Annotated in this window: 8 protein-coding genes; 4 read left to right on the forward strand and 4 right to left on the reverse strand. The window is 74.0% G+C overall.

From position 1 onward, the window contains the following. Positions 1 to 154: 154 nt before the first annotated feature. Complete coding sequence (locus tag PV721_RS34370; protein WP_319731318.1) at positions 155 to 2,608, forward strand: cation-translocating P-type ATPase; 2,454 nt, start codon at positions 155 to 157, stop codon at positions 2,606 to 2,608. A gap of 6 nt (positions 2,609 to 2,614) precedes the next feature. Here PV721_RS34370 and PV721_RS34375 read toward each other — a convergent pair whose 3' ends face one another. After that, positions 2,615 to 3,037 (reverse strand): nuclear transport factor 2 family protein, encoded by a 423-nt coding sequence (locus tag PV721_RS34375; RefSeq protein ID WP_319731320.1) that lies wholly within the window; start codon positions 3,035 to 3,037, stop codon positions 2,615 to 2,617. Between the two features lie 87 nt (positions 3,038 to 3,124). Here PV721_RS34375 and PV721_RS34380 point away from each other — a divergent pair, with 87 nt between their 5' ends. Next, positions 3,125 to 3,694, forward strand: a complete 570-nt coding sequence (locus tag PV721_RS34380; protein ID WP_319731322.1) for a PadR family transcriptional regulator — start codon at positions 3,125 to 3,127, stop codon at positions 3,692 to 3,694. After that, complete coding sequence (locus PV721_RS34385; RefSeq protein ID WP_319731324.1) at positions 3,681 to 4,457, forward strand: SGNH/GDSL hydrolase family protein; 777 nt, start codon at positions 3,681 to 3,683, stop codon at positions 4,455 to 4,457. Before PV721_RS34380 ends, PV721_RS34385 begins: the two co-directional genes overlap by 14 nt. A 15-nt stretch (positions 4,458 to 4,472) precedes the next feature. Here PV721_RS34385 and PV721_RS34390 read toward each other — a convergent pair whose 3' ends face one another. From PV721_RS34390 to serC, 3 genes are all read right to left on the reverse strand, one after another. Then, entirely contained in the window at positions 4,473 to 5,039 is a 567-nt protein-coding gene (locus tag PV721_RS34390; protein ID WP_319731326.1) for a hypothetical protein, read from the reverse strand. Beyond that, complete coding sequence (locus PV721_RS34395) at positions 5,039 to 8,170, reverse strand: sacsin N-terminal ATP-binding-like domain-containing protein (protein ID WP_319731328.1); 3,132 nt, start codon at positions 8,168 to 8,170, stop codon at positions 5,039 to 5,041. The genes PV721_RS34390 and PV721_RS34395 overlap by 1 nt, the downstream gene beginning before the upstream one ends. A gap of 751 nt (positions 8,171 to 8,921) precedes the next feature. Next, positions 8,922 to 10,040: a phosphoserine transaminase gene (gene serC / locus PV721_RS34400; protein WP_319731330.1), complete on the reverse strand. Its 1,119-nt coding sequence runs from the start codon at positions 10,038 to 10,040 to the stop codon at positions 8,922 to 8,924. 84 nt (positions 10,041 to 10,124) lie between these two features. Here serC and PV721_RS34405 point away from each other — a divergent pair. After that, positions 10,125 to 12,585, forward strand: a 2,461-nt coding sequence (locus PV721_RS34405) for an FAD-binding and (Fe-S)-binding domain-containing protein (protein ID WP_416371245.1), incomplete at its 3' end; no start/stop codon positions are given.

Consider the following 12,585-nt stretch of genomic DNA (forward strand, 5'->3'; position numbering starts at 1 on the left):
GGGTTCGAACGGTTCACCCGCCGAGTGGCGGGAAGATCCGACCTCGGGATGACCCGAATCGTCCCCTACCAGGGGACGATTCGGGTCATCCCGAGGTCGGATCTTCCCGCCACTCGGCGGGTGAACCGTTCGAACCCCGCTTAACGTCGAAGGCATGACGCAGCGGGCGAAGATCGATCGGGACGGGCCGGAGCGAGCCGGCGCCGCCATCGACGCGGGGGCGGAGCTCGATCCGGTCCATCCGGTGCAGCTGCCCGCGCCCCGGTTCAAGCCGGGCGGGCTGACCACCGCCGAGGTCGCCGAGCGCGTCGCGCGCGGCGACGTCAACGACGTCCCCGTCCGCAGCAGCCGCTCCACCGTCGACATCGTCCGCGCCAACGTCTTCACCCGCTTCAACGCGATCATCGGCGTGCTCTGGGTGATCATGCTGATCGTCGCGCCGATCCAGGACAGCCTCTTCGGCTTCGTGATCATCGCGAACACCGGCATCGGCATCATCCAGGAACTGCGCGCGAAGAAGACCCTCGACGGCCTCGCCGTCATCGGCGAGGCCAAACCGAGCGTGCGCCGCGACGGCCGCACCGCGGAGATCTCCACCTCCGAGATCGTCCTCGGCGACGTCATCGAACTCGGCCCCGGTGACAAGGTCGTCGTCGACGGGGCCGTCGGCGAGGCCGAGGGGCTGGAGATCGACGAGTCCCTGCTCACCGGCGAGGCCGACCCCGTCCTCAAGAAGCCCGGCGACCAGGTCATGTCGGGCTCGTTCGTCGTCGCCGGGGGCGGTGCGTTCACCGCCACCAAGGTCGGCCGCGAGGCCTACGCCGCCCAGCTCGCCGAAGAGGCCTCCCGCTTCACCCTCGTCCACTCCGAGCTGCGCTCCGGGATCTCCACCATCCTCAAGTACGTCACCTGGATGATGATCCCGACCTCCATCGGGCTGATCGTCAGCCAGCTGCTCGTCAAGGAGAACAACCTCAAGGACTCCATCGCCCGCACCGTCGGCGGCATCGTCCCGATGATCCCCGAGGGGCTCGTCCTCCTCACCTCCGTGGCCTTCGCGATCGGCGTCATCCGCCTCGGCCGCAAGCAGTGCCTCGTCCAGGAGCTGCCGGCCATCGAGGGCCTCGCCCGCGTCGACGTGGTCTGCCTCGACAAGACCGGCACCCTCACGGAGGGCGGCATGGACGTCACCGAGCTGCGCCCGCTCGGCGGAGCGGAGGCGGCGTACGTCAAGAAGGTCCTCGGCGCCCTCGGCGAATCCGACCCGCGGCCCAACGCCAGCCTCCAGGCGATCATCGACGCCTACCCCGACAGTGCGGAGTGGCGCTGCACCGAGTCCCTGCCCTTCTCCTCCGCCCGCAAGTACAGCGGTGCCAGCTTCAGCGAGGGCGACGGCGAGAACAACACCTGGCTGCTCGGCGCCCCCGACGTGCTGCTCCCGGCCGGGGACCCGGCCCTCGAGGAGATCAACGAGCTCAACGAGCAGGGCCTGCGGGTCCTGCTGCTGGCCCGTTCCGGCCGCGAGCTCGACGACGAGGCCGTCGCCACCGGGGTCAGGCCGACCGCCCTGGTCGTCCTGGAGCAGCGGCTGCGCCCCGACGCCGCCGACACCCTGCGCTACTTCGACGACCAGAAGGTCAAGGCGAAGGTCATCTCCGGCGACAACGCGGTCTCCGTCGGCGCGGTCGCCGGCAAGCTGGGGCTGCCGGGCGCCGAAAACACCGTGGACGCCCGCAAGCTCCCGGCCGAGCAGGCCGACATGGCACGGGTCCTCGACGAGAACTCCGTCTTCGGACGGGTGAGCCCGCAGCAGAAGCGGGACATGGTGGGGGCCCTCCAGTCCAACGGCCACACCGTCGCCATGACCGGCGACGGCGTGAACGACGTGCTCGCCCTCAAGGACGCGGACATCGGCGTCGCGATGGGCTCGGGCTCGGAAGCCACCCGCGCCGTCGCGCAGATCGTCCTGCTCAACAACAGCTTCGCGACCCTCCCCTCGGTGGTCGCCGAAGGCCGCCGCGTCATCGGCAACATCACCCGGGTCGCGACCCTCTTCCTCACGAAGACGGTCTACTCGGTCCTGCTCGCGATCCTGGTGGTGTGCTCGCAGGTCGAGTACCCCTTCCTGCCCCGCCACCTGACGCTGCTGTCCACGCTCACCATCGGCATCCCGGCCTTCTTCCTGGCCCTCGCCCCGAACAAGGAGCGAGCCCGGCCGCACTTCGTGAAACGCGTGATGCGGTACGCGATCCCCGGCGGCGCGATCGCGGGAACGGCCACCTTCGTGACGTACCTGATCGCCCGCCACTACTACACCGGCCCGGAAGCCCTGAAGGCCGAGACCAGCGCGGCGACGCTCACGCTGTTCCTGACCTCGATGTGGGTCCTGGCGATCATCGCCCGCCCGTACACGTGGTGGCGGGTGGGCCTGGTCGGCGCGATGGGCGGCGCCTTCCTGATCGTCCTCGTGGTGCCGTGGCTGCAGGACTTCTTCCAGCTCAAGCTGGTGGGCACGACGATGCCCTGGATCGCGGTGGCCGTCGCCGCGGCCGCCGCGACCCTGATCGAGTTCACCTTCCGCCGGGTGAACCGCAGGTTCCTGGCCTAGGGCCCGCTAGGCGAGGCCCTCGGCGACCAGGCCGGTCAGGACCGCCTGGCCCAGGGCCTGGACGGCGGACTGGGGGCGGACCATCACGGTGAACTCCTTGACCCGGCCCGCCCCGTCGAACTGCAGCAGGTCGATGCCGTGGATCTGCTTGCCGTCCACCGTGGCGCGGAAGGCCAGGATCGCCGAGGGGGCCTCCGTGCCGTCGGTGCTCGTCTCGGCCGTCCCCTCGAAGTGGCCGACGTAGCGGAAGTCCTCGAAGATCCGCAGCAGGACCCCGAAGAGGCCCAGCACCATCGGTCGGCCCTCGAAGGGGGTGAACTTCACCGGGCTGTAGAACCGGACGTCCTCGGTGAACAGGTCCTCCAGGGCGGCGGCGTCGCGCTTCTCCACCGCGGCGCGAAAGCGCTCGGCGGTCTGGTGCTCCTTCATGGCCCCTCCTCATACTCAAGAAATTGAGTAGTCATATTCATGAGTATGATGCGGGGGAGGGCGAGGAAACGGAAGGGGGCCGCTGCGATGGCCTTGCGACACGCCGTACTGGCGGCGCTGCTGGACGGCGAGTTCAGCGGGTACGAACTGGCGAAGTCGTTCGACATCGGCGTCGCGAACTTCTGGCACGCCTCCCCCCAGCAGCTGTACGCCGAGCTGGCCAAGCTGGAGAAGGACGGGCTGGTCGAGGGCCGCCAGGTGGTCCAGGAGACCCGGCCCAACAAGCGCCTGTTCCAGGTCACCGAAGCCGGCCGCGCCGAGCTGGAGGACTTCGCCGCGGCCGCGTCGAAGCCGCTGGTCATCCGCGACGACCTCCTCGTCAAGGTCCAGAACGCCGACCGGATCGGCATCGCGCCGGTGATCGAACAGCTCGAAGAGCGGGCGTCCGCGGCCGAAGCCAAGATCGAGCTCCTCGGCAGGGTGCTGCGCAAGATGCGCGGCGACATGGACGAGGAGGAGTACCTGCTCCGCGGCGAACGGATCGGCGGGTACCTGACCGGCCTGCGCGGCATCGCCTTCGAGCAGGGCCACCGCGACTGGTGCCGCCGCAGCGCGGCGATCCTGCGAGAGAGGCGGACCACCAGTGACCGACCGTGAGTTCCTGCGCTACGTCGCCCTGGGCGACAGCCAGACCGAAGGCCTCGGCGACGGCGACGACACCACGGGCCTACGGGGCTTCGCCGACCGCTTCGCCGGGCACCTCGCGGCCGTCAACCCCGGCCTGCAGTACGCCAACCTGGCCGTGCGGGGACGGCTGGCCGGCCAGGTCCGCGCCGGGCAGCTGGGCCCCGCCCTGGCCCTGCGCCCCGATATCGCCACCGTCGTCGCCGGGGTCAACGACGTGCTGCGGCCCCGGTTCGACGCGGCAGAGGTCGCGGGCCACCTGGAGGAGATGTTCGCCGCGCTCACGGCCGCCGGGGCGCACGTGGCCACCGTGACCTTTCCCGACCTGGGCCGGATCGTGCCCCTCGCCCGGCCCCTCGGACCCCGCCTGGCCGACCTCAACGACCGCATCCGCGAGGCGGCCGCCCGGCACGGGGTCACCGTCGCCGAGACCGCCCGGCCGGAAGCCGTCGCCGACCCGCGGATGTGGACCACCGACCGGCTGCACGCCAGCGCCCTCGGCCACGAACGCATCGCCGCCGCCCTCGCCCACGCCGTCGGCCTGCCCGGCAGGGACGACACCTGGACCCACCCGCTGCCGCCGCAGGCCGCCACCCCGCCCGGATCGGCCCTGGCGGCCGAACTGCGCTGGGCCGCTGCGTTCCTCGGCCCCTGGCTGGGCCGTCGGCTGCGCGGCCGCTCCTCCGGCGACGGCCGCACCGCGAAGCGCCCCCTGCTGCTGCCGCTGGACCAGTGAGTCCGGGCGGTCGCGTCACAGGGGCGCCGACTCCACCCGCCCGGTGAACCGGCCGCCCACCCGGTCGGCGAGCCACCGGATGCGGGCGGTGTCGTGCACCGCATTGCGCACGTGCACGTGCACGGTGTGGTCCGGGGACAGATCGTCCTGGTAGAGATCCCGGGAGTTCACCGAGAGCGTCAGGTACGCGTACTTCTGCGAGACCCTCTCCAGTCCGGCTTCCGGGGCCTCGGGCCAGCCGGCCAGGTCCCACCGGACGGCAGCGGGATCCGGCCCGAGCGCCGCGATGAACGGCTCGGCGCTCTCCAGCGGCCGGCACCAGTCGAACACCCGGATCGGCAGGCAGTCCGCAGGATCGTCGCCGGCCTCGGACGAGCCGTCCGCCTTTCCGGCCATGGACCACCACACGAGGCCGGGCAGTACCTGGCCCACGCGCCCCAGGACGTCCGGCGACCGGACCACGGCTTCGAAGTCGACCTCGCCGTCCGCGGTGTCCGCGACGTCCAGCAGCGTGCGCACGGCGCGCATCGCCCCGTCCAGGTCGGAGGTGGTGAGGACGGCGGCCGCATCGGAGTTGCCCATCAGTCGAACCAGCGGTCGCGGGCCAGTTCCGCCGTGCGCGACGGGTCCTCCAGCAGCGCCGCCACCTCGAAGCGGCGCGGCCACTGGCCGGCCGACCACGCGAGACCGGCCGCCACGCCCTCCAGCGTGGACGCGTGGAGGGTGCCGTCGGGAGTGCGGCGCCAGTCGAGTTCCGTGCCGCCCGCGACCAGCTCCTCGTGCTCGACGTACGTCGCCGGAGTGGCCGGTCCCAGCAGCACGCGCACCGACTCCGGGACCTCGTGCTCCTCGCCCGGCGTCGTCACCTCCGCCGGGACCGTCTCCGACAGGCGGCGCACCTGGAGCAGCTCCGCGAGGTCCGCCGCGCGGGCCGGCGGCACCGGCAGCAGCGGGAGCCCCGCCGTCAGCGGCAGCAGGTCCGGCGCGTCCGCGATCACGGCGTCGGCCGCGTCCACCACCCGGACCTCGCCGTCCACCACCGCGCGCAGCTCGTCCGGCAGGGTGACCTGCTCGGGGTCCAGGTCGGCCAGCGCCCCGTACAGGCCGTGCAGCTGCCGGCCCGTCACCTCGCGCTCCGGGTCGGCCAGCCGGGCCAGCAGCTCGGCCGCGCCGCCGGGCTCGTCCAACAGGGCCGGCACGGTCGTCCGTACGCCCAGCGCCCGCAGGACCTGCTCGTCCTCGAAGCCCGTGGCGTCCGCCGGGGTGTAGAGGCCCGCCAGCAGCGGGTCGCCGCCCGCCGCCCGCAGGCCCGCCGGGCGGCGGCCGTCGAGCACCGGGTGGTCGCGCAGCCACCACGCGGTGTACGAGCGCACCGACTGCGTGGTGCCGTCCGGCAGCAGCACCCGTACGGGCTGGGTCAGCGCGTCGCGCAGCGGCGGCTGCGCGAGCATCGCCAGGGCCTGCGGCCAGCAGTCGTCGTCGACCAGGTCGAGGTCCCGTACGGCGACCAGCTCGGTCGCCACCGGCGGGACCGGGGTGTCCGGCAGCTGGTCCAGCAGGTCCTCGCACCACACGTCCACCGCGTCCAGCAGCCCCGCGTCGTCGGGCTCGGCGAAGTCCCCTTCCCGCGGCTCCAGTTCGTCCGGGTCGAGCACCACATCGGTGGCACGCACCAGCTGGAACGCCGCCAGCACCCCGCAGGCGGTGAGCGGGCCCTCGCCCCAGCGCTGCGCCAGATCGGCGTCCACGTACGGGACCTCGTCCTCGCGGATGACCGCGGCGAGCGCCGAGCCCGGCATCAGCAGTTCGCCGGCCGGCACCAGTTCCCCGTCCTCGTCGGGCAGGGCCAGCGCGCCCAGCCAGGGCTCGTCGCCCGGCGCCAGATCGGCCTCCCGGACCAGACCCAGGACCACCTCGGCCAGCTCGTCGGCGTCCAGGGCGTCCGCGTCCTCGTCCCAGATCTCCCCGGCGTCGAGGGAGCCGGCGACGGCGGCCCGCACCTGCGGGGTCGTCAGCACGGCCCGCGCCGTGGCCGGCAGGGCTCCGAGCTTCTCCAGCAGCGGGTGCGCCGCGTCCGGGTGGGCCACCTTCAGCCCCAGCCGGGCCAGGTCCGCCGGGGTGTCCGCGTACGGGAGGAGGACGTGGCGCGGCCCGATCGTCGTGCGGCCGTCCGCGAGCGGCACGGGCAGGCCCGACAGCCGGTCGGGGTCCACCCCGGCGAGGCTGTCGTAGAGCCGGTGCCACCACTCGGGGGTCCGCTCGATGCCCGCGATCCGCTCGATGGCGTCGCCCAGCGGGAGCCGGCCCACGCCCAGGGTGCGCAGCTCGGCGCGGCGCTCCAGGCCCGCCGGCAGCAGCGTCGGCAGGACCTCGGCGAGGACGCGTACGGTGTCGGCGCCCGCGCCCTCCACCACCTCGGCCTCGAAGGGGCGCAGGGCGGCCCGCTCCTCGGCGTGCTCGGGGGGCGCGGCCGGCGCGAGGAAGGCCGTACGGGGGAGCCGCCGGAGGACGGCGGCGCGCAGGGCCCCGTCCAGCTCGCCCTTGCCGAGCGGGCCGGGGACCAGGTCGACGAGGCCGGTGCTCACCGGGTCCCAGGCGCCGAGGAGTTCGGCGTACGCGTCGGCCGCGCGCTCCACCAGGAAGTCGGTCAGCGGCCCGGGCGCGGGGTGCCGGCGGGTGGTGTCCAGCGGCAGGGTCGCGATGAGGAGGGCCGGGATGCCCAGGGGCTCGTCGGTGGGGGTCGGCGCGTGCACCACGGGTGCCGTGGCCGGGCGCAGCGGGGCGCCGTCGGGGTCGACGGGCACGGCCCAGGACACCGCCCAGGCGGGCCGCAGCCGTTCCTCCACGGGCCGGTCGGCGAGCAGGGCGCGCTCGATGGGGCCGCCGTGGCGGACGGTGCGCCAGCGGTTGGTGCGGGTGCCGGCGGCGGTGGTGTCCTCGATGACGGTGTACGGACCCTCGTCGCGGCGGTACAACGCGCGGGAGCCGCCCGACGGGGTCTCCACCACCAGTTCGCGCAGCCCGGGCAGGGTGAGCAGCAGGGCGTCGTCGATGCCCGCCAGCAGCCGCTCCACCAGGTCCTCGGCGGCGGCGTCGCGCAGCGGGAGGACCACGACGGTGTCGTAGCCGTTGGGGGCGGTGCCCTCGGCGGGCAACGGGAGCCTCAGCAGCGGGACGTGGCCGTCGCGGCGGCGCAGTTCGTCGCCGAGGCCGGGGCTGCCGACGGAGGCCTCCCGGGCCAGCTCGCGGGCCTCGGCCAGGGACCAGCGGACGCCGCCGTGCCGGCCGAGCACCGCGGGCTCGTCGGAGACGGCCAGGACGGCCGCGAAGCCGACGCCGAAGCGGCCGACGCTGTCCCCGGAGGGCTCCCGCTTGGCGGAGGCGCGCAAGGTGCTCAGCGACTCCACGCCCGTCGCGTCCAGCGGGGCACCGGTGTTGGCGACGGCCAGCAGCGCGTGGCCGTTCTCGCCCTCGTGCAGGGTGAGCCGCAGCCGGCCGGGCACCTTGGCCCGGGCCGCGGCGTCGGCGGCGTTCTGCGCCAGCTCGATGACGAGGCGGTCCCGGTAGCCGCCGAGCGCGAGGTCCTCCTCGGCGTTGGCGTCTTCGCGGAACCGGGCCGGACCCGCGCCCCAGGCGTCGAGCACCCCGCGCCGCAGCCGGGCCGTGCCGAAGGGGTCCACGCCGCTCTGTGCCGCCGTCACTCGCACGCTCACGCCGCTGCCTCCACGCTGTGCCGCCTTCAAGAGTTGCCCTCCGGACCCCTGAAGGTATCGCGTACGGGACCGGGCCTCGCCCGTGAGGTGCGCGAACACGGCGACGCCGGCATCCCGGTGGCGGTCGGGGGTGAGCTTGCCGCCGCGGGCGATCGGGCGCAGCTCGGCCCTGCCGCCTCGTACCGGGCCGCGCCCGGGGGCTGGGCGAAGTCGGGCTCCCGCATGCCCGCATGGCCGGTCTCGGGGAGGTGAAAAGGACCGCGTGGAGGCCCGGAACGCGAAGGCGCCGCCGCTCCGGACGCCCGGCCGCGGGAGGGGGCGGCCCGGCGTCGCGGGAGCGGCGGCCGGCAGCTCGTGGGCCGTCCTCACCGGGTCAATCGACGAGTCCGGTCCACTGGAGGTCGGCCGACGAGCGGCGGACCGGCGAGCTGCCACGTGATCGGGTCCTTGACCTGGGGCGACAGTAGGCGTCGCCCCCTCGGTCGGATCAACTTCTTTCGCCGGCCCGCGACCGCCGAATGGCTTGAACTCATCGGCGACCCGAAGGCGGGTCCCACCCCGGCGGGCACTTCTGGGCCCTGCCCGGCACGGTGTTCCGCGGCGCCAACTGGAATGCCGATTTTCCGTGTACTTGAGCTTGGACGCTGGCCGAAACCGCGTGTGACCGGCCGGGGTTCCCGCACCCGTGGAGAGGCCGGGAACGCCGAAGCCCCCGGCGACTTCACGTCACCGGGGGCCTCGGTACGCATCGTCAGAGCTTCTCGATCACGTAGTCGATGCAGGCCGTCAGCGCCTGCACGTCGGCCGGGTCGATCGCCGGGAACATCGCGATGCGCAGCTGGTTGCGGCCCAGCTTGCGGTACGGCTCGGTGTCCACGATCCCGTTGGCACGCAGCACCTTGGCGACGGCCGCCGCGTCGATGTCGTCCGAGAAGTCGATCGTGCCGATGACCGAGGAGCGCTTGTCGGCGTCCACGACGAAGGGGGTCGCGTACTTCGACGCCTCCGCCCACCCGTACAGGTTGCGCGCGCTGGCCGCCGTACGGCCGGTGGTGAACTCCAGGCCGCCCTGGCTGTTCATCCACTCCAGCTGCTGGTCCAGCAGGAAGAGGGTGGCCAGCGCCGGGGTGTTGTACGTCTGGTTCTTCAGCGAGTTGTCGATCGCCGTCGGCAGCGAGAAGAACTCCGGGATGTGCCGGCCCGACGCGTGCACGCGGGCGGCGCGCTCCAGGGCGGCCGGGGAGAACGCGGCCAGCCACAGGCCGCCGTCCGAGGCGAAGGACTTCTGCGGGGCGAAGTAGTAGACGTCCGTCTCGGTGATGTCCACCGGCAGACCGCCGGCGCCCGAGGTCGCGTCCACCAGGACGAGTGAACCGGCGTCGGCGCCCGCGACGCGCTTGACCGGCGCCGCGACACCCGTCGAGGTCTCGTTGTGGGTGTACGCGTACACGTCCACGCCTGCCTCGGCCACCGGGTCCGGGTGCGTGCCCGGCTCGGAGGAGATCACGGACGGCTCGTCCAGCCACGGCGCGAGCTTCGCGGCCTTGGCGAACTTGGAGGAGAACTCACCGAAGGTGAGGTGCTGGGACTTCCGCTCGATCAGCCCGGCGGTCGCGATGTCCCAGAAGGCGGTGGAGCCGCCGTTGCCCAGGATCACCTCGTAGCCTTCGGGGAGGGAGAAGAGGTCCCGGATGCCCTGGCGCACCGAGCCGACCAGGTTCTTGACCGGGGCCTGGCGGTGTGAGGTTCCGAGCAGGGAGGTACCGGTGGCGGCGAGGGCGTCCAGCGCCTCGGTCCGCACCTTGGAGGGGCCCGCGCCGAAGCGTCCGTCGGCGGGCTTGATGTCAGCGGGAATCTGGATCTCAGCCACGAGCGGAGCGTATCCGGTCCAGGTCCGCCCCTTGGAGGCGCGTCCACCCGATGAGACGCAGCCGAACGGTGCGAGGGTGGGAGCGTGACGTCACCCGGGGAACTCGAACGGACATTGCGGGCGGAGCTGCGCGGAGAGGTGGACTTCGGGGCCGCCGCCCGGGCACTGGCGACCATGGACGCCTCCAACTACCGGCGCGTCCCGGTCGGCGTGGTCGCCCCGCGCGACGCCGAGGACGTGGCGGCCGCCCTCCGCGTGTGCGCTGCGGCCGGCGTCCCGGTCGTCCCGCGCGGCGGCGCGACCTCCATCGCCGGCCAGGCCACCGGCACCGGAGTGGTCCTCGACCTCACCCGGCACATGAACGCCCTGGTGTCGGTGGACCCGGCCGCCCGCACCGCCGTGGTCCAGCCCGGCCTGGTGCTCGACCGGCTGCGGGACGCGGTGCGCCCGTACGGGCTGGCCTTCGGGCCCGACCCCTCCACGCACTCCCGCTGCACCCTCGGCGGCATGATCGGCAACAATGCGTGCGGCGCCCACTCGGTGGCCTGGGGCACCACCGCGGACAACGTGGCCGAGCTCGCGGTGACGGCCTACGGGGGCGCCACGCACCGCATCGGGACGGGCTGGTCGGGGGCGCCGCGGGGCCTGCGGGAGCTGGTCGAGGGGAACCTGGCCCTCCTGCGCACCGGGATGGGCGGCGGCTTCTCCCGGCGGATCTCCGGCTACGGCGGCCTGGACGCGCTGCTGCCCGAGCGCGGGGTGCAGCTCGCGCGGGCCTTCTGCGGGAGCGAGGGCACGCTCGGGGTGGTGACCGAGGCCGTCGTGCGCCTGGTGGAGGCGCCGCGCGCGCCGGTCCTGGCCGTCCTCGGGTACGCCGACGAGAGCGCGGCGGCGGACGCGGCCGCCGGGCTGCTCCCGTACCGGCCGCTGACGGTGGAGGGGATGGCGGAGGACCTGGTGCGCGGGGCCGCGGGACTGCCGCGCGGTCGGGCCTGGCTGTTCGTGGAGATGTGGGACGAGGCCGCGGCGCGGGAGCTCGTGCGGGGCGCCGACGCGTTCGACGCGGTGGTGGTCACCGACCCGGTGGGGCAGCGGGCCCTGTGGCGGATCCGTGAGGACGCGGCGGGCACGGCGACGCGGCTGCCGGGAGGCGAGATGGCCTGGCCGGGGTGGGAGGACTGCGCGGTGCCGCCGGCCCGGCTGGGCGCGTACCTGCGGGAGTTCCGCGCGCTGCTGGCGGCGCACGGGCTGCGCGGATCCCCGTACGGGCACTTCGGCGAGGGCTGCGTGCACGTACGCATCGACTTCGACCTCGTCTCGGCGGCCGGGGTGGCCCGCTTCCGGGCCTTCTCCGGCGAGCTGGCCGATCTGGTCGTCGCGCACGGCGGATCGCTGTCGGGGGAGCACGGCGACGGACAGGCGCGGGCCGAACTGCTGCCGCGCATGTACGGGCCGGAGGTGATCGGGCTCTTCGGCGCGTACAAGGACGTGTGGGACCCGGCCGGCGGGATGAACCCGGGGATGCTGGTCCGGCCCGCCCGGCTCGACGAGAACCTCCGCTTCGCGGTGCTGCCGGCCACGCCGTTCGCGGGGGAGGTCGCACGGTGCGTCGGCGTCGCGAAGTGCCGCACCACGGACGTCGGCGGCGGGCCCGGGGTGATGTGCCCGTCGTACCGGGCCACCGGGGAGGAGCAGCACTCCACGCGTGGCCGGGCCCGGCTGCTGCACGAGATGCTCGCGGGGGAGATCGTGCGGGACGGCTGGCGCTCGGCGGAGGTCGCCGGGGCGCTGGACCTGTGCCTGGGCTGCAAGGGCTGCCTCAGCGACTGCCCGGTGGGCGTGGACATGGCCACGTACAAGTCGCAGTTCCTGCACCACCACTGGTCGGGCCGCATCCGCCCGCTTGCGCACTACGCGTTGGGCGGCCTCCCGACCTGGCTCCGCCTGATCGCCGCGCTGCGGATGGCGGGCGTCGTGAACACGGCCGCCCGCCTGCTTCCCGTCCCGGGCCTGACGCGGGAGCGGGACGTGCCGCCCCTGGCGGCCGAGCCGTTCAGCCGCTGGTGGCGGGCCCGTGCTGCGGCCCGGCGCGATGCGCTGCCGTCCGGGCACCGCCCGGCCGCCCCGAACCTTCCGGCCCGGCCGGGGCACCTTGCCGCCCCGCCCGGGGGTACCCCCGGACGGAGTCCGGGGGAGATCGAGGCGCGGGTCCGGGCAGAGCCCGGAAGCCGCCCGCAGGGCACCGCACCCACGGCCGCCCCCACCGTCACCCTCTGGCCCGACACCTTCACGGAGCACCTCGCCCCCGAGGCCGGCCGCGCAGCGGTACGGGTCCTGGAGGCCGCGAGCCTGACGGTGTCCGTACCCGGCGGAACCGTCTGCTGCGCCCTGACCTACGTCTCCACCGGCCGCCTCGACCGCGCCCGCAAGGTGCTCCGCCGCACGCTGACCGCCGTCGGCGACGTCCGGGCCCCCGTGGTGGTGCTGGAACCCAGCTGCGCCGCGGCCCTCCGTACGGACCTCCCCGCCCTCCTCCCCGACGACC

The sequence above is a fragment of the Streptomyces sp. MB09-01 genome, assembly GCF_033794505.1.
GTDB lineage: Bacteria > Actinomycetota > Actinomycetes > Streptomycetales > Streptomycetaceae > Streptomyces.

Excerpts from the sequence above, each read along its gene's own strand:
- PV721_RS34370 (WP_319731318.1), top strand. The coding sequence starts at position 155 with ATGACGCAGCGGGCGAAGATCGATCGGGACGGGCCGGAGCGAGCCGGC.
- PV721_RS34375 (WP_319731320.1), bottom strand. The coding sequence starts at position 3,037 with ATGAAGGAGCACCAGACCGCCGAGCGCTTTCGCGCCGCGGTGGAGAAG.
- PV721_RS34380 (WP_319731322.1), top strand. The coding sequence starts at position 3,125 with ATGGCCTTGCGACACGCCGTACTGGCGGCGCTGCTGGACGGCGAGTTC.
- PV721_RS34390 (WP_319731326.1), bottom strand. The coding sequence starts at position 5,039 with ATGGGCAACTCCGATGCGGCCGCCGTCCTCACCACCTCCGACCTGGAC.